This window comes from Nocardia ignorata NBRC 108230 (assembly GCF_001612905.1).
Lineage (GTDB): Bacteria > Actinomycetota > Actinomycetes > Mycobacteriales > Mycobacteriaceae > Nocardia > Nocardia ignorata.
This window is the reverse complement of sequence record NZ_BDBI01000025.1, coordinates 216,093-234,093: the sequence shown is the minus strand read 5'-3', so window position 1 is coordinate 234,093 and position 18,001 is coordinate 216,093. Positions and strand designations below refer to the sequence as shown.

Here is an 18,001-nt window from a genome sequence, read left to right as displayed (position 1 = left end):
GTCCTCACTTTCCTCGTCGCGCGGCGGGGGCGGTCGAAGCAGTCGCACCGGCAGGCAGGTCGAGCAGTACCGTCAGTCCGCCGCCGGGCGTGGGTTCGGCGTGGACGGTACCGCCCATGGCCTCGGCGAAGCCGCGGACCACCGACAGTCCGAGGCCGACGCCGGTGGTGTTGTCGCGGTCCCCGAGCCGTTGGAACGGTTCGAACAGGTGCTCCTCGCTGCCCGCGGGCACGCCCGGCCCGGTGTCGACGACCGCGACGGCGACCCGGTCACCGACGCGATCCGCGGTCACGCGCACGGGCGTGTCGCGTCCGGCGTGGCGCAGGGCGTTGTCCAGCAGGTTCGCCAGCACTCGTTCGAGCAATCCGCTGTCGGCCGACACCGAGTTCTCACCCACCTCCACCGTCACCCGGTCCATCGCCGCGCGCCGCAGCCCCCTCGTGCCCATACCCACGCTGACCAGCGCCCGATGCACCGCCTCGTCCAGATACACCTGCCGCGTCTGCGGGGTGACCACCCCGACCGCCAGGCGCGACGAATCGAGTAGGTTGCCGACGAGGGCGGTGAGCTGGTCGACGGATTCCTCGATGGCCTCGAGCAGTTCGCCGGTGTCCTCGGGTGAGAATTCCACGTCGTCGCTGCGCAGGCTCGACACCGCCGCCTTGGCCCCGGCCAGCGGCGTGCGCAGGTCGTGGCTCACCGCCGACAGCAACGCGCGTCGCAACCGGTCGGCTTCGAGCAGCGCGGCCGCCGCCCCCGCCTCTTCGGTGAGGCGCTGCTGACGCACCAAGCCGACGGCCTGGTTCGCCACCGCGTTGAGCACGGGCCGCTCCCCCGGATCGAGCGGATGCCCGGCCAGCAGCAGCAGGCTGGTCGCGTCGCCCGCTTCGATCGCGGTCTCCGCGTCGGCGACCCGATGCGGCGGGTCGGCTCCGACCGAGGCGATCACTTCGTCACCGCAGCGCAGGCTCACCGCGCGTTGCCCGTAGACCTCGCGGACCTGTTCGAGCAGACGCGGCAGATCGGCGCCGTGCAGCACCGCCCCCGCGAACAGGGTGAGCAGCTCAGCCTGGCGGGAGGCCTTGCGCGCCTGCGTGGTTCGCTTCGCCGCGAGGTCGACGAGCGCCGCCACCGCCACCGCGACGATCAACAGCACGACCACGGTGACGAAGTTGTCCGGTTCGGCGATGGTGAGGCTGTAGCGCGGCGTGGTGAAGAACCAGTTCAGCAACAGTCCCGACAGCAGGGCCGAGGCGATCGCGGGCAGCACCCCACCGAGCAACGCGACCGCGACGACCCCGACGAAGAACATCGCGCTGAGCCCGCCGAGTTGCAGATGCCGGTCGAGCACCGCCCAGCAGAGCACGCTCACCAGCGTGGGCACGAGCAGGGCAGCCACCCAGGCGACAACCGGTTGGCGTGTTCGCAGCGGATTGCGCCGGACCCCGCGGTTGGCTTCCTCGTGAGTCACCATGTGCACGTCGATCTTGCCGGAGCGTTGCACCACGGTGGAGCCGATGCCCTCGTCGAGCATCCGCGCCCAGCGCGAGCGCCGCGAGGTGCCGAGTACCAGCTGTGTGGCGTTGACCTCGCGCGCGAATTCCAGCAGGGCGGTCGGCACGTCGTCGCCGGTGACGGTGTGCAGCGAGGCGCCGAGCGCGGCGGCGAGTTCGCGCAGCCGCGCCAGCCGTTGTGTGGACACTCCGGCCAGACCGTCGCCCCGGACCACATGCACCACAACGAGTTCCGCACTGGATTTCGAGGCGATCCGCCCGGCCCGGCGCACCACGGTCTCCGATTCGGGGCCACCGGTCACCGCGACGACCACGCGTTCGCGCGCCTCCCACAGCTCGGTGATGTCGTGGTCGGCCCGGTACTTCGCGAGTGCCGCGTCGACCTGGTCGGCCAACCACAGCAGCGCGAGTTCGCGCAGGGCCGTGAGGTTTCCGGGCCGGAAGTAGTTCCGCAAGGCCGCGTCGACTTTGTCCGCGGCGTAGACATTGCCGTGGGAAAGCCTGCGCCGCAGTGCTTCCGGCGTCAGATCGACGAGTTCGACCTGGTCCGCCCCGCGTACCACCGCGTCGGGTACGGTCTCGCGCTGTTCGATGCCGGTGATCTGGGCGACCACATCGTTGAGGCTCTCGAGGTGCTGCACGTTCACCGTGGAGATGACGTCGATCCCCGCGTCCAGAATCGCCTCCACGTCCTGCCAGCGTTTCTCGTGCGCACTGCCTGGCGCATTGGTGTGGGCGAGTTCGTCGACGAGCACCACGGCGGGCCTGCGCGCGAGAACCGCGTCGACATCGAGCTCGGGCAGTTCGGTGCCCCGGTAACGCACCGCCTTGGGCGGGATCCGCTCGATCCCGTCGAGCAGCTGGGCGGTCTTCGCCCGCCCGTGGGTCTCCACCACGCCCGCCACCACGTCGCGGCCACGCTCGAGCCGCCGGTGTGCCTCACCGAGCATGGCGTAGGTCTTGCCGACGCCGGGTGCGGCACCCAGGTAGATGCGTAGTCGACCGCGTTTCACCGGTTCATCATCGCCCGGGGCACCGTCAACAACCCGCAAAGGCGGCGCCGAGGCGCGCTAAGGATCCGTAAGGAATGCCCGCACCACCCATCCGAAGGCCTTGACTCGGCTTGGCGCCCCACGGTGGGGCGCGAGGAGGTCGGACATGTCTGTGGTGGTGTTCACGGTGCTCACCGTGGCGGTCTTCGCGCTGCTTGGCCTGATCCAGCGCGGGCTGGAGAAGCTGTGATCGCGAATCTGGTCGGTCTGGTGCTCGCCGCGGGTGTCGCCGTGTTCATGGTGGCGGCCCTGCTCTTCCCCGAGAGGTTCTAGTGACCACGACAACAGCGGGGATCGTCTTCCTCGCGGCCCTTGTGCTCGCACTGGCACTGGCGCATGTGCCGCTCGGTGACTACATGTACCGGGTGTACAGCGGCGAGCGGCATTCCCGTGCCGAGCGGTTGATCTATCGCGCGATCGGCGCGCACCCCGACGTGGAGCAGACCTGGCCGGTGTACGCCCGCAGCGTGCTGGCCTTCTCGGCCGTCGGCGTGCTCGGCTTGTTCTTCTTCCAGCTGGTCCAGGGCGCACTGCCGCTGCACCTGACCGATCCGGGCACCGAGATGACCCCGGCGCTGGCGTGGAACACCGCCGCCAGTTTCGTCACCAACACCAACTGGCAGAACTATTCCGGCGAGTCGACCCAGGGCCACCTGGTGCAGATGGCCGGGCTGGCTGTACAGAACTTCGTGTCGGCGGCGGTGGGTATGGCGGTGGCCGTCGCGCTGGTTCGTGGTTTCGCCCGCCACCGCACCGGTGAGCTCGGCAATTTCTGGGTCGACCTGGTGCGCGGCACCGTGCGCGTCCTGCTGCCGCTCGCGTTCGTCGTCGCGGTCGTGCTGGTGGCAGGCGGGGTGATCCAGAACTTCCACCTGCACGACCAGGTGGCGCAGACCCTCGGCGGCGGCGTGCAGACGATCACCGGCGGTCCCGTCGCGAGCCAGGAGGCGATCAAGGAACTCGGCACCAACGGCGGCGGTTTCTACAACGCCAATGCCGCGCACCCGTTCGAGAACCCGACCACGTGGACGAACTTCGTGGAGATCTTCGCGCTGATGCTGATCGCGTTCTCGCTGCCGCGCACCTTCGGGCGCATGGTCGGCAGCACGAAGCAGGGCTACGCGATCGTCGCGGTGATGGGAACCATCGCGCTGGTGAGTGTTTCGTTGCTCAGCGTGTTCCAGTTGCAACACCACGGAACCGTTCCCACCGCGGTCGGTGCGTCGATGGAAGGGGTGGAAACCCGCTTCGGCGTGGCTGATTCGGCCGTGTTCGCCGGGGCGACGACCCTCACCTCGACCGGTGCGGTGAATTCCTTCCACGACTCCTACACCAGCCTCGGTGGCCTGGTGACCATGGTGAACATGCAGCTGGGCGAGGTCGCGCCCGGCGGGGTGGGTTCGGGCCTCTACGGCATGCTGATCCTGGCCGTCGTCACGGTGTTCGTCGCGGGCCTGATGGTCGGGCGCACACCGGAATACCTCGGCAAGAAGATCACGCCGCGCGAAATCAAGCTCGCCGCGACGTATTTCCTGGTGAGCCCGCTGATCGTGCTGGTCGGGACGTCGGTCTCCACAGCACTGCCCGGGCCGCGCGACAGCATGCTCAACAGCGGACCGCACGGCTTGTCGGAAGTGCTGTACGCCTTCACCTCCGCCGCCAACAACAACGGTTCGGCCTTCGCCGGGCTGTCCGGCAACACCACCTGGTTCAACACCGCGCTCGGGCTGGCCATGCTGCTCGGCCGGTTCGTCCCGATCATCGTCGTGCTCGCGCTGGCCGGTTCGCTGGCCGCGCAGGGCCACACGCCCGCCTCGGTCGGCACCCTGCCCACCCACCGGCCGCAGTTCGTCGGCCTGGTGGTCGGAGTGACGGTGATCCTGGTCGCGCTCACCTTCCTGCCCGCCCTCGCGCTCGGGCCGCTCGCCGAAGGAATCCACTGATATGACCGTTCCCACCCTCGCCTCCCCGCGCGCACCGCGCACCGAGCGGCCCGCCCGTGGCCTCCTCGACCCGACGCTGTTGCGCACGGCGCTGCCCGAGGCGATTCGCAAACTCGACCCGCGCACCCTCTGGAAGAACCCGGTCATGCTGATCGTGGAGATCGGCGCGGCGTGGTCGACCGTGCTGGCGGTCGCCGAACCGTCGTTGTTCGCCTGGGCCGTCGTCGCCTGGCTGTGGCTCACGGTGGTCTTCGCGAATCTGGCCGAGGCCGTCGCCGAGGGGCGCGGCAAGGCGCAGGCCGAAAGTCTGCGAAAAGCCAAGACCGACACCGTCGCCCGTCGGCTCACCGACTGGACGCCGGGCGCCCCGATCGTCGAGGAGCGGGTCGCCGCCCCTGCACTGCGTCGCGGTGACTTCGTGGTGGTGGAGGCCGGCCAGGTGATTCCCGGCGACGGCGATGTGGTCGAGGGCATCGCGTCGGTGGACGAATCCGCGATCACCGGTGAATCGGCGCCGGTGATCCGGGAATCCGGTGGCGACCGATCGGCGGTCACCGGCGGCACCACTGTGCTCTCGGACCGCATCGTCGTCCGCATCACCCAGGAACCCGGCGCCAGTTTCATCGACAAGATGATCGCCCTGGTGGAAGGCGCGAACCGGCAGCGCACGCCCAATGAGATCGCACTGAACATCCTGCTGGCCGCGCTGACGATCATCTTCGTCTTCGCGGTCGCGACCTTGCAGCCCTTGGCGATCTTCTCGAAGTCGAACAATCCGGGTGTGGCCGACACCCTGGCGCTGGACGGCGACGGCATCACCGGCATCGTGCTGGTGTCGCTACTGGTCTGCCTGATCCCCACCACCATCGGCGCGCTGCTCTCGGCCATCGGCATCGCCGGGATGGACCGGCTGGTGCAGCGCAATGTGCTCGCCATGTCGGGACGTGCAGTGGAGGCGGCGGGTGATGTGAACACGCTGCTGCTGGACAAGACCGGAACCATCACCCTCGGCAACCGCCAAGCCGCCGAATTCGTCACCGTGCCAGGTGTTCTCGACGACGAGCTGGCCGATGCGGCGCAGTTGTCGAGCCTGGCCGACGAAACTCCGGAGGGCCGCTCGATCGTCGTCCTCGCCAAGGAAGTGTTCAACCTGCGCGAGCGCGGCGCGGGCGAACTGCCGGGCGCCGCCTGGGTGGAGTTCACCGCCCAGACCCGCATGTCCGGCGTCGATCTCGCCGACGGGCGCCGCCTGCGCAAGGGCGCGGCCGGTGCGGTCGCCGAATGGGTTCGCGCGCAAGGTGGTTCGGTACCGGTCGAAGCGTCCACCATCGTCGACGGTATTTCCGCGTCCGGCGGAACACCACTGATGGTCGGTGAGGTCGACGGCGGCACCGCCCGCGTGCTCGGCGTCGTCCACCTCAAAGACGTGGTCAAACAGGGCATGCGGGAACGCTTCGACGAAATGCGGCGGATGGGCATTCGCACGGTGATGATCACCGGCGACAACCCGTTGACCGCCGAGGCGATCGCGGACGAAGCGGGCGTCGACGACTTCCTCGCCGAGGCGACACCGGAGGACAAACTCGCTCTCATCAAGAAGGAACAGGACGGCGGCCGCCTGGTCGCGATGACCGGCGACGGCACCAACGATGCCCCCGCGCTGGCCCAGGCCGATGTCGGCGTGGCCATGAACACCGGCACCTCGGCGGCCAAAGAGGCGGGCAATATGGTCGATCTGGATTCGGATCCGACCAAGCTGATCGAGATTGTGGAAATCGGCAAACAGCTGCTCATCACCCGTGGGGCGCTCACCACGTTCTCCATCGCCAACGACATCGCCAAGTACTTCGCGATCATCCCGGCCCTGTTCGTGCCGCTGTTCCCCGGACTGGAGGCGCTCAACATCATGCGGTTGGCCAGTCCACAGTCGGCGATCCTGTCGGCGGTGATCTTCAACGCGATCGTCATCGTCGCACTCATCCCGTTGGCTCTGCGCGGTGTCGGATACCGGCCCAGCAGCGCCTCGGTCCTGTTGCGCCGCAACCTGACCGTCTACGGGCTGGGTGGCATCGTCGCACCGTTCCTCGGCATCAAAGTCATCGATCTGTTCGTCCAACTCCTTCCCGGGATGTCCTGACATGCGTACTTCGACCTGGTTCCGCCAGCACCTGGCCGCCCTGCGTGCCCTGCTGGTACTCACCGCGATCACCGGAATCGTCTATCCCCTCGCGGTTTTCACGATCGCCCAGCTGCCCGGTCTGGATCATCGAGCCGCCGGATCGCTCGTCGAGCGGGACGGGAGGCTGGTGAGCTCGAGCCTGATCGGGCAGTCGTTCACCGATGCCGACGGCACCGCCCTCGGGCAGTACTTCCAGAGCCGTCCGTCCGCGGCGGGTGAGGGCTACGACCCGCTCGCCTCCGCCGCGAGCAATCTCGGCCCGGAGGACATCGTCGACACAACCGACCGGACCAGCCTGCTCACCACCGTCTGCGCGCGTTCCGTGGAGGTCGGCGACCGTGAGGGGGTCGACGGCCGTCGCCAGTTCTGCACGGAAAGCGGTGTGGGCGCGGTTGTCTCGGTGCTCGGTCCGCGCGATGCCGACGGTGACGTGTCGCGGCCGGAGCGGGTGGTCAGCGTCAACGAGCCGTGTCCCACGCGCCCTTTCACCGCCACCTTCCGTGGTGTCGCGGTGGAATGCGCGCGAACCGGCGAGGACTACTCGACGGGCGTGCTCGTTCCCGTCCGCGGCGACGCACCGGTCCACCCGGCGGTGCCCGCCGACGCGGTGACGGCGAGCGGCAGCGGCCTCGACCCGCACATCTCCCCCGAATATGCCGCCATCCAGGTCGACCGGGTGGCGCGGGCGCGCGGCATTTCCCCCGAGCAGGTGCGCGCGGTACTCACCGAGCACACCCACGGCCGCACGCTCGGCTTCCTCGGTGAACCGCGCGTGCATGTCCTCGAGCTCAATCTCGCACTGGACGAACAGTTCCCGCTGTCGCGCTGAACGGATGCGCCGGGCACCACGTGGGTTCCCGGCGCATCGCCGCGCTATTCGATCACCAGTTCCCAACCCTCGGGCAGGCTCGCGGTGAGTATCTCGGTGCCACGCACTTCCATGTCGATCGTGTCGGTGCCGAGCCGGAAATCGGCCAAACGGACGATGCCCCACGAGGCGGGCACGCGCGGACGAACCGTCAGGGTCTTGGCGGGAACGTCCGGGTCGATACCGACGAAGGAACGGATGAGCAGCAGCGGCGCGGCGCTGGCCCAGGCCTGCGGGGAGCAGGAGGTGGGGTACGGCACGGGTGCGGCGAAGCGTCCACGGGGGAAACCGCAGAACAATTCCGGCAGGCGGCCGTCGAAAGCCGCTGCCGCGTCGAGCAGCCCGGCCGAGAGCTGGGTGGCCAGTTCGATCGCGCCCGGCACGTGCTGGTATCGCATGAGCCCGGCCACCGCGATGGCCGTGTCGTGCGGCCACACCGAACCGCAGTGGTAGCTCATCGGGTTGTAAGCGCCCATGTTGGAAGCCAGTGTGCGCAAACCGAAGCCGGAGTCCATCTCCGGCGAGGACAGGTGCCGGATCAGGATCTCGGCGTGCTCGTCGGTGGCGATTCCCGACCACAGGCAGTGGGCCGCGTTGCTGGTGAGCGCGTCGACCTGGCGCTTGTTGCCGTCCAAGGCCACGGCGTACCAACCGCACTGGGGTAGCCAGAACTGCTCGGCGAATTTCGTGCGCAAGGCGACGGCGCGTTCGCGCATCTTGCGGGCCAGCGGTTCGTCGTCGAAGGCGTCGGCGAGTTCGGCGCGCGCGAGCAGCGCCGCGTAGACGTACCCCTGCACCTCGCACAGCGCGATCGGCGCTTGCGCGAGCTGGCCGCTCGCGAAATTGATGCCGTCGAAGCTGTCTTTCCAGCCCTGGTTGATGAGTCCACGGTCGGTGGCGCGCACGTATTCGACGAAACCGTCGTCGTCGCGGTCACCGAAATCGGTGATCCAGCCGATGGCGGCGTCAGCGGCGGGCAGCAGGGTGGCGATCGACGCGGGATCGGCACCCCAGCGCAGACATTCGGCGAGCAGCATCACGAACAGCGGGGTGGCGTCGACCGTGCCGTAGTAGATCTGGCCACCGAGGACCTGCCCGACGGCCGGGCCACGGCGCATCTCGTGCATGATGCGGCCCGGTTCCTCCTCGACCAGCGGATCCACTGTCTCGCCCTGCAATTCGGCCAGCTGCTGCAGCGTGCCCAGGGCGAGGTCGGTTTCCAGTGGCAGCGACATCCAGGCGGTGAGCAACGAGTCGCGACCGAACAGGGTCATGAACCAGGGCGCGCCTGCCGCGACGAACGGTCGGCCGGTACCGGAATCGCTGTGGATCTGCAGTGCGCCGAGATCGCTTTCGCTGCGGCGCAGTATCCGGTTGAGCATCAGGGAATCGCTGGTGATGTCGGTGGCCGTGGCCCGCCAGGCCTGGATCTTCTTCACCGGTTCGCTCGCCCGGTAGCGTTCGCCCACCGAACCCTGCATCGGCGGGCGCTGGGCCGCGCCCGCGGGCAGGGCCGCGATCTCGGTCTGCCAGCGACCGCCCGCGGGCACGACGATGCGCCAGATCATGGTGCCGGGCAGCACCATCGGCTCCACCGTCGAGGTGAGGGCGAGCCCGCGCGCCAGGTCGGCGCGGTCGTGGAGCAGCAGTTCGCCGTCGGCGGTGGTCATCTCCGCGCGTCGCCCGCCCGCACGGCCCTCCTTCACCGAGAACAGGTCGACGAAGTCGGCGTCGACGTGCACCTCGAGCACGACCGCGGTGGCTTCGCGGCTCATGTTCTCGAGGGTGATCACCTCGTGCATGCCTTCGGCGACGAGCCGGTCGCGCACCACGAGCAGCGTGCTGTCGGCCATGCCCGCCTGGGGCGGCCTGCGCAGCACGAAACGCGCCGCGAAGGCCTCCGGGCTCAGCACCGACAGCGGCTCGGGCTTCTTGCCGTCGACCAGCAGTTCCCAGCGCGAGATGACCCGTGCGTCACGGAAGAACAAACCCTGCGGTTTGCCCGGCTCCACGTCGCCGAGCCGGTCCGAGAGGCAGAAGGTGCCGCCCTCGACCAGGGTCACATTGCCGCCGTGGCCGCCGAGTCCGGCCGGTTCACCCGCGTTCAGCGGAGTCGGGCTCGGCTGCGCGTCGCTGTGGCTCATGCGCGCCCGGTGGTCGCCGCGACGGACGGCATCGCGAAGGCGCCGCCGTATCCGATCGTGGTGCGCGCCAGAATTTCCCGGTACACCTTTTCGTAGCCACGGCCGAGGGTGTCGGCGCCGAAGTTGGCCTCCACGTGCGCCCGGCAGGCGGCCGGGTCGTAGGTGGCGACCTCGTGAATCGCGGCGGGCAGTTCGGCGGGGTCCTCGCAGATGCGCGCGGTGACTCCGTCGACCAGCACCTCGCCCACCGCGCCGCCGCGCAGGGCGACAACCGGTGTGCCACAGACCATTGCCTCGATCATCACCATGCCGAACGGCTCCTCCCAGCGAATGGGGAACAGCAGACACCGAGCTCCGGCCAACAGTTTACGCTTGGCGGTCGCGTCGGCGAGGCCGAATACATGATCGTCCGCGGTGAGCCGGGGGCGCACGTATTCCTCGAAGTAGGCCATTTCCGGCGGTTCGGAGCACTTGCCCGCCAGGATCAGCGGGATACCGGCCTCGTGGGCGGCGTCGAGGGCCAGATGCGGGCCCTTGTCCATCGAGAAGCGGCCGAGGAACAGCGCGTAGTTGTCCTTCTCCGGCTGGAAGGGCCACTGATCCGGGCGGAGCGCGTTGTGCACGCGACCGGCCCAGCCCAGATCCGGCGCCAGCTCGCGCTGCCGATCGCTGATGGCGATCAGCGAGCACTCCTCGCCGAGTTCGCGGTAGTAGCGGTAACAGTCGTCCTGGACGGGGCCGTGGACGGTGACCACGGTCGGCAGGCCGAGATTGGCGTAGGCGGGGGCGTTGAGCGGTCCGGCGAACGTGTGGTCGTGCACGAGGTCGATGCCCTCGGTGTCGGCCAGTCGCTCGATCGCACGGCGCACGCGCAGCGCGTGGACCACCTCCGGGAACGGGTCGCCGAGCCGCTCGGGCACGATCCGGTCCCACAGCGGGACGAAATTCGCTTTGGTACCGGCCTCGCCCGCACCGAACAGGGTGACGTGATGGCCGCGCTCACACAGGGAATCGACCAATTCGGCGACAACAGCTTCCACCCCGCCGTACGCCTTGGGGGGAACATCGAAATACGGTGGCACGACCATCGCAATTCGCAGTGGGCCACCATTGTGCTCGATCGAATAGAGATCAGAACTGGAGAACCCGGTCGGCGACATTGCCGACATATCTGTACTCATGACCTTCCTTCCAGGGACACAACCTCGCAACACTTGCGCGAACAAGAGATGGCCGCCTCGGCGGGGTGGAGACCGAGAGCTTCACCGCCGTCCATGGGGCATGGTTGGCCTGGCCAGGCGCGGAGCGCACCGCTGGGGTGCCCGCCTGATCAGAGGGGCCGTCAAGGAACGTACCCCGCTACCGGAAAGTAAACCAGCATGTTGCTGGTTTTGTTGTACGCGATTCCCTGCCGCGACAGCAGATTCCGCCGTCACGGCCGGTCTACGCCGTACAGAGAATTGTCACGGCCGAGTCGCGCCGCGGTCAACCGGCGGCCGTAGCGCACTGAGCGACCGATCAGCACACTTCGATTACGGTTCGCATTCTGATCGCTTGGCCAACTCCAGGCAGGCGATGCCACCGAATTCGGCGACGACGAGCCGCCCGTCACCATAGACGAGATAGTCGACGAATTCGGCCGCCAGCGATCCGGCGGGCATGTTGCCGCCCGGATAGTCGTGGAAGACGAATTCCACCGAGTAGAACGGGTAGCTCCGGTCGGCCACACGGGTTTTGGTCGCGTCCTGACCGTTGATGGTCACCGCGCGCAACTCCTCGCCGACGGTCGTCGCCTCGAGATAACCCACCGCGCCCGGCGTCGCGGCGACGACCTCGGCCATCTCCCCGGTCGAGCCGACCTCGCAGTGCACCAGTCGTGCTCTGCCCGCACAGAATTCGGGATGGTAGAGGGGGCGCTGCCAGTCGAGCAGCCGGGCTTCGAGGGCGAACCGCGACCCCGATCCGTGCTGGCGATCCACCACGACCACGGGCAGATCCGGACCACCGAGCATTCGCCAGTTGTCGATCTCGCCGCGGAACAGGCGCTGGATCTGCGCGGTCGACAGATCGGCGATGCCGAGGTCCGGGTGGGTGACGACCGCGAACGGCGCCACCGCGAACGGTGTTTCGAACAGGTCGGGGAAGGTGTCGCGTTTGGGGCCCTCACCGATGGCGACGGTGTTCGGTGCTTGCTCCGGTTTGTCGAGGACACGCAGACCGTCGCTGGTACCGGCGAAATCGAAGGTGAAGTCGGCACCGGAACAGTGTGTTTCGTAGTTTTCGGCGACCTCGCGGACCATCTTCTCCATGGCGGTGGAGCCGACGAGGGTGAGGTTGCCGTCGGCGCAGTAGCTCGGTGGCGGGTCGGTGCGCGTCAGGGCGACGCCGAGCTGGACCAGGACGAGGACCAGCAGGAAGATGCTGAGCGCGATCAAGGGCCACGATCGAGAGCCGCTACGCGTCGTTTTCGCCTGCTGCGCACTACCGCGCAGACCTGTCAGCGTCGGCTTGTCGAACGCGGCGAGCCCGCGTTTGTTGTTCAGGACGGCGAGGATCTTGTAGTGGCCCTTACGGTCGATCGGTGCTTTCGGCAGGTCGACGATGCCTTCGAGCGTGTCGCCCGCATCGACGTTGCGCCAACCTATTCCCGACTCCGGCCCGAGGCTGCCCGCGTAGACGCCGTCCAGTTCCGTGACCGCGACGGCGACCACCTGACGGCCCGGAAATGTCAGGTGCAGACCGGCTTTCGGAAGCGCGGGGTCGGCAAGGGCGTAATCGTCCTTTTCGATGGGCAGCGACCCGACATTCTCGATGCGCACCAGTGCCAGCGACAACTTGTGCAGTTCCAAGTCGTCGCCGCCGGGCGCCCCTGTCTGCAGATTGCGCAACGCCCCGGTGACATCGACCTCCCCCGGCGAACTCGGCGGGGGAAACTGGATCTGACCGGTCACCGGGGTGTCCATCTGCACCCGGAACCCGATGCGCTTGTAACCGGGGAACACGAACTGCCGCAGGAAGGTCGCGACCGCGACCACCACGCCGAGCACCGACAGCACGATCTCGATCGGAAAGTTCACCAGTCCCCCACGCCACTCGTCCGAATCGAGTTGTATCAGAGGGAAACCCGTCGCCCGGCCGCCGACATCAGCTGTTGGGCAAACCTTCACCCACCGGATTCCGCCGTCCAGGCGAGCAGGTCGTCCAGCGGCCACGTATTGACGACCCGCTCCGCCGACACCCCGTGCGCGACGGCGCGTTCGCATCCGTAGCCCTGCGAGGACAACTGGCCCGGTGCGTGGGCGTCGGTGTCGATGCTGAAGTAGCAGCCGACCTCGACGGCGAGGTCGATCAGCCGACCGGGCGGGTCGCGGCGTTCGGGGCGGCTGTTGATCTCCACGGCCGTGCCGTACTTGCGACAGGCCTCGAAGACGAGTTCGGCGTCGAACTGGGATTCGGGGCGGGTGCCGCGCCCGCCTTCCACGAGCCGGCCGGTGCAGTGGCCGAGCACGTCGACATTCGGGTCGGCCACGGCGTAGACCATGCGTTTGGTCATGGTCGCGCTGTCGTCGCGCAGGTGCGAGTGCACGCTGGCGACCACGATGTCGAGCCGTTCGAGCAGGTCGGCGCGCTGGTCGAGGGTGCCGTCGTCGAGGATGTCGACCTCGATGCCGGTGAGGATGCGGAAGGGGGCGAGTTCGTCGTTGAGTTCGGCGATCACGTCGAGCTGGCGAAGCAACCGTTCGGCCGACAACCCGTTGGCGATTTTCAGTCGCGGGGAGTGGTCGGTGAGTGCGCAGTACTCGTGGCCGAGTGCGGCGGCCATGCGCATCATCTCGCCGATCGGGCTGCCGCCGTCGGACCAGTCGGAGTGGGTGTGCAGGTCACCGCGCAGCACGGTGCGCAGGGGTTCGCCCGCGGGGCCGATGGGTTCGGCGGCGGCGCGCAGGTCGGCCAGGTAGGCGGGGATCTCACCGGCACAGGCCTGTTCGATGACCGTGGCGGTCTTGGGTCCGATACCGGGTAGGTCCTGCCAGCTGTGTTCGGCCGCGCGCGAGGATCTTTCGCCCTCCGACAGCCCCTCGACCACGTCTGCGGCCCGCCGGTAGGCCTTCACGCGATGGGTCTGGGCGCGCGATCGTTCGAGCCAGAACGCGATCTCGCGCAGGGCGGCAACCGGATCGAGGCCCGTCATCGCTACCGGATCCGGCCGTACTTGAGGAAGGCGACACCGTCGGAATACACCCGGCTGGTAATCACCCGGAAGCGTTCGGGCTCGGGCAGTTTCATGCCCCCACCGAACAGTGGCCTGCCGGTGCCGAGCAGCACCGGATACAGCTTCAGGAACACCTGATCGATCTCGGGCAGTAGGGCCTGGGCGAGTTCACCGCCACCACAGAGCCAGATACCCAGGCCTGCTTGCTTTTTGAGATCGCGCACCGCCGCCACCGGATCGCCCGAGATCACCTCGACACCGGGTGCCGGCGGCTCGGGCATCGTGGTCGACACGACGAACTGGCGCAGATGCTCGTACGGGCTCGCGGTGCCGGTGCGCACCCCGAAGTCGTGGGCCTTGCGCCCCATGATGACGGTGTCGAAGTAGATATTGCCCGCCGCGACCCCGCGCGCCTCGCGCACCTTGGTCGGCAGCGTCTCCGGGTATTGCGAGATGATCGATGGCACGTGATCACCGCCCACCGGGAAGAAGTCCACCGACCCGTCCTCGGCGGCGATGAAACCGTCGATCGTCGATGCCACGAAATACGTCAGCTTGCGCATACCCGTCCTCCTGCGGACCCCACCTGCGGCAGATCTGTCAGGGAAACGGTATCGCGCGGCGATCAGCGCCGACGAGGCTTCCGCTGACACGTCGGACAGGAAAACGACGAGCGATTCATGAACTGCTCACGGATCAGCAGCGCTCCGCACCGGTCGCACGGTTCGTTCTCGCGGCCGTAGGCGGCCAGTGACCGGGAGAAATACCCGGATTCGCCGTTCACGTTCACATACAGCGCGTCGAAGGAGGTGCCGCCGACGGCCAGTGCCTCGGTCATCACGGCGGTGACGGCGTCGAGCAGGGTGCGCAGCGCGGGACGGGTCAGGCTCGCGGCGATGCGGGTGCCGTGCAAGCCTGCCCTCCAGAGGGCCTCGTCGGCATAGATGTTCCCGATGCCCGAGACCACGGTCTGATCGAGCAGCACCCGTTTGATCTCGGTGTTCTTTGCCCGGATCGCGGCGACGACGGCTTCGCGATCGAAACGCGGATCGAGTGGGTCGCGGGCGATGTGGGCGACCGTGTCGGGGACGACGCTCCCGTCGACCTCGACGAGACCGGCCAGCGACCACCCGCCGAACGTGCGCTGGTCGACGAACCGCAATTCGGCACCGTCGTCGAGGGTCGCCCGGATGTGGGCGTGCTTCTCGACCGGTGCGGTGGCGGGCTGAACCAACATCTGACCGCTCATCCCCAGATGCACGACCAAGGCCAGGTCCATCGCGGCCGCTGACGCGGGGGCGTCGCTGCCGGCCCGGTGCGACCGGGCCTCATCGAAGGTGAGCCAGAGGTACTTGCCGCGACGGTGGGCGGCGTCGATGCGCAGCCCCGTGAGCTGCGCGGACAGGTCGGCCGGGCCCGCCACATGCCTGCGCACAGCACGCGGATGGGTGACGGTCACGTCCTCGAGGACCCGGCCGACGGCGTGCTCGGCCAGACCGCGCCGCACCACCTCGACTTCGGGAAGTTCCGGCACGTCAGGCTTGGGCGGCTTCGTCCGCGGCGGCGGTCTTCTCGGTGAGCGCCTTGTAGGCGGCACCGGCGGCCTTCTGCTCGGCTTCCTTCTTGGAGCGGCCGACACCCGAACCGTACGGATTGCCGGCGATCACCGTGGTGGCGGTGAACTCCTTGTTGTGATCCGGGCCGGTGGAGGTGATCTCGTAGGCGGGCACGCCGAGACCGCGTTCGGCGGTGAGCTCCTGCAAGCTGGTCTTCCAGTCGAGGCCCGCGCCCATGCGTGGACCGCGCTCGAGGAGATCGGCGAACAGGCGAAGGACCACACCACGCGCGACCTCGATGCCGTGCTCGAGGTGCACCGCACCGAGCAGCGACTCCATGCCGTCGGCGAGGATGCTCGGCTTGTCGCGGCCGCCGGTGAGCTCTTCGCCCTTGCCGAGCAGCAGGTATTGACCGAGTCCGCCGTCGCCGAGGCCACGCGCCACTTCGGCGAGCGCGTGCATGTTCACCACACTGGCGCGCAGCTTCGCGAGTTCACCCTCGGACTTCTCCGGGTGCTCGGTGTAGAGGCGTTCGGTGATGCTCAGGCCGAGCACCGAGTCGCCGAGGAATTCCAGGCGCTCGTTGGTCGGCAGGCCACCGTTCTCGTACGCGTACGACCGGTGCGTCAGCGCGAGGCGCAGAAGCTCCGGTCGTACGTCGACACCGAGGGCGGCGAGGAGACTGGCGTGATCGGTCACGTCGCTACGTTTGATCGGACGATCAGACAGCAGCGGTGACCTGGCGGCCCTTGTAGGTACCGCAGGACGGGCACGCGATGTGCGGGAGGGTCTTCTCACCGCAGGCACGGTTCGGGCAGGTCACCAGGGTCGGCGCGACGGCCTTCCACTGGCTGCGCCGCGACCGGGTGTTGGAACGGGACATCCGGCGCTTGGGAACAGCCACGGCTACTTCTCCTCTTGGTTTTCGCTGACCACACGGGCGTCGTCTGCCCCGGGAGCGGATCGGTCTTGGGGGGTGGAACCCTCGGCGGGATCGCCGGTGCCGGGCGCCTCGGTGGCGAACGATGCCAACTTGGCCCAGCGGGGATCCAGTATCTCATGCCCATGATCGGGACCGGCAATCGCCATCCGCACACCGCATTCGGGGCACAGGCCCGCGCAGTCCGGCGTGCACAGCGGCTGCAGCGGAAGCTCCAGCCCGATGGCGTCGAGAATCACCGGCTCGAGGTCGATGAGGTCGTCTTCCATGCGGTAGACCTCGGCGTCCTCGGTCGTCTGCTCGGTCTTGCTGTCCGGATACGCGAACAGTTCCGTCAGACGAACCTCGACCCGGTCCTCGAACGGCTCGAGGCAGCGCGAGCACTCCCCGACCGTCGGCCCGGACACCGTGCCGGTGACCAGCACGCCCTCCGAGACGGCCTGCAACTGCAGGTCCAGGTCCACCTCGGCGTCGGCCGGGATGGCGATCAGGTCGAGACCCATCCGCTCGTGCTCGGTGGCGGTGCGCCGCACCTCCCGCATGGTTCCCGGCCGACGGCCGAGATTGCGGACATCCAGCACGAAACCCGCGTCGGACACAGGACCGTTGCTGGTCTTGTGCGGACGCGAAGGCGAACCGGAACGGGCGGACATCACAAACTCACTTCTGCTGAGGGGATCGTGGGCAACCACTCAACAGTAATGCAGGACCCCGTCCGAATTCAAAACGTCACCGGCGGTGCTCGGCGGCGTATTCGGGATAGTCGGGCGCCGGAGCGCCGCGCATGTGCCTGCGGCCGCGGGTGATCGTGCGCCGGGTGGTGGTGAGCGTCTCCTCGAGTGCGGCGAGTTTGCCGTCGAATTCGGCCATCCGCTGATCGACGTATTCGTCGCATTCGGCGCGGACCCGGTCGGACTCTGCCTGCGCCTCGTCGATCAGGCGCGCGGACTCGGCATGCGCGGCCCGCACGACCTCGGTCTGCGAGACCAGCCGGGCCTGCTCGGCCTCGCCGTCGGCGACCGAGCGTTCGTAGGAGGCCTTGCCCGCCTCGATGGCCCGGTCGGCATCGATCTGGGCGCGGCCGGTGAGTTCGTCGTATTCGGCGTTGCCGTCGGCGACCACCTGGTCGGCTTCGGCCTGCGCGGCGGCGACGAGCCGGTCGGCGTGCGCGGTGGCCTCGGCGACCATGCGGTCGGCATGGGCTTTGGCGTCGGCCAGGATCCGGTCGGCCTCGGCGCGGGCGTCCTCGACGGTGGTTCGGGCCTGCTCGTTGGCGGAGGTGATGGTGGTCTCGGCGCCCGCGCGGGCGTCGCCGACGATCTTGTCGCGGTGGTCGAGTACGTCCTGGGCGTCGTCGAGTTCGCCGGGCAGGGCGTCACGGACGTCGTCGAGGAGCTCGAGGACGTCGCCTCGGGGCACGATGCAGCTGCGGGTCGGCGGGATGCCGCGCGCCTCCTCGACGATGGCGACGAGCTCGTCGAGTGCTTCGAATACGCGATACATGCTCACTACCCTCCTGCGGACTCACGGCGAAAACGGCTACCGCCGTGCCCAGTCTGCCCGTGATCGGCCGGTGTGCCGAATGTCGGCGC

At 68.3% G+C, this 18,001-nt stretch carries 14 protein-coding genes; 3 read left to right on the top strand and 11 right to left on the bottom strand.

Features of this window, described 5'->3' with window-relative positions; translation table 11 throughout:
* Positions 1–4: 4 nt before the first annotated feature.
* Entirely contained in the window at positions 5–2,527 is a 2,523-nt protein-coding gene (locus NI2_RS21605) for an ATP-binding protein (RefSeq protein ID WP_067493399.1), read from the bottom strand.
* 311 nt (positions 2,528–2,838) lie between these two features.
* On the opposite strand from NI2_RS21605, the gene kdpA reads away from it, so the two are divergent.
* The 3 genes from kdpA to NI2_RS21585 are packed head-to-tail and all read left to right on the top strand — an operon-like array spanning position 2,839 to position 7,517.
* Positions 2,839–4,509, top strand: coding sequence for a potassium-transporting ATPase subunit KdpA (gene kdpA, locus NI2_RS21595; protein ID WP_067493395.1), 1,671 nt, complete (start codon positions 2,839–2,841; stop codon positions 4,507–4,509).
* A 1-nt stretch (position 4,510) separates the two neighbouring features.
* Positions 4,511–6,646: a potassium-transporting ATPase subunit KdpB gene (kdpB, locus tag NI2_RS21590; RefSeq protein WP_067493393.1), complete on the top strand. Its 2,136-nt coding sequence runs from the start codon at positions 4,511–4,513 to the stop codon at positions 6,644–6,646.
* Position 6,647: 1 nt separating this feature from the next.
* Positions 6,648–7,517 carry a potassium-transporting ATPase subunit C gene (locus NI2_RS21585; protein WP_067493391.1) on the top strand — a complete coding sequence of 290 codons (870 nt, stop codon included), beginning with the start codon at positions 6,648–6,650 and terminating at the stop codon, positions 7,515–7,517.
* Between the two features lie 44 nt (positions 7,518–7,561).
* Here the strand turns inward: NI2_RS21585 and NI2_RS21580 are convergent, their stop codons facing one another.
* From NI2_RS21580 to NI2_RS35250, 10 genes are all read right to left on the bottom strand, one after another.
* Positions 7,562–9,700: an amylo-alpha-1,6-glucosidase gene (locus NI2_RS21580; RefSeq protein WP_067493389.1), complete on the bottom strand. Its 2,139-nt coding sequence runs from the start codon at positions 9,698–9,700 to the stop codon at positions 7,562–7,564.
* The gene (locus NI2_RS21575) at positions 9,697–10,860 is read right to left on the bottom strand and encodes a glycosyltransferase family 4 protein (RefSeq protein ID WP_067493386.1); all 1,164 of its coding nucleotides are present in this window, start codon (positions 10,858–10,860) and stop codon (positions 9,697–9,699) included. Before NI2_RS21575 ends, NI2_RS21580 begins: the two co-directional genes overlap by 4 nt.
* Before the next feature lie 372 nt (positions 10,861–11,232).
* Positions 11,233–12,777, bottom strand: coding sequence for a substrate-binding domain-containing protein (locus tag NI2_RS21570; protein WP_067493384.1), 1,545 nt, complete (start codon positions 12,775–12,777; stop codon positions 11,233–11,235).
* An 86-nt stretch (positions 12,778–12,863) separates the two neighbouring features.
* On the bottom strand, positions 12,864–13,892 hold the full coding sequence (locus NI2_RS21565) for a PHP domain-containing protein (protein WP_067493382.1): 1,029 nt from the start codon (positions 13,890–13,892) through the stop codon (positions 12,864–12,866).
* Between the two features lie 2 nt (positions 13,893–13,894).
* Entirely contained in the window at positions 13,895–14,476 is a 582-nt protein-coding gene (locus tag NI2_RS21560; RefSeq protein ID WP_067493380.1) for a dihydrofolate reductase family protein, read from the bottom strand.
* 62 nt (positions 14,477–14,538) lie between these two features.
* Entirely contained in the window at positions 14,539–15,447 is a 909-nt protein-coding gene (mutM, locus tag NI2_RS21555) for a bifunctional DNA-formamidopyrimidine glycosylase/DNA-(apurinic or apyrimidinic site) lyase (RefSeq protein ID WP_067493378.1), read from the bottom strand.
* 1 nt (position 15,448) lies between these two features.
* Complete coding sequence (rnc, locus tag NI2_RS21550) at positions 15,449–16,168, bottom strand: ribonuclease III (RefSeq protein WP_225279164.1); 720 nt, start codon at positions 16,166–16,168, stop codon at positions 15,449–15,451.
* 22 nt (positions 16,169–16,190) lie between these two features.
* Positions 16,191–16,373: a 50S ribosomal protein L32 gene (gene rpmF / locus NI2_RS33210; RefSeq protein WP_022565580.1), complete on the bottom strand. Its 183-nt coding sequence runs from the start codon at positions 16,371–16,373 to the stop codon at positions 16,191–16,193.
* Positions 16,374–16,375: 2 nt separating this feature from the next.
* Entirely contained in the window at positions 16,376–17,062 is a 687-nt protein-coding gene (locus NI2_RS21545; protein WP_067493375.1) for a YceD family protein, read from the bottom strand.
* A gap of 76 nt (positions 17,063–17,138) precedes the next feature.
* Positions 17,139–17,912 carry a DivIVA domain-containing protein gene (locus tag NI2_RS35250; RefSeq protein WP_067493372.1) on the bottom strand — a complete coding sequence of 258 codons (774 nt, stop codon included), beginning with the start codon at positions 17,910–17,912 and terminating at the stop codon, positions 17,139–17,141.
* Between the last annotated feature and the right edge of the window lie 89 nt (positions 17,913–18,001).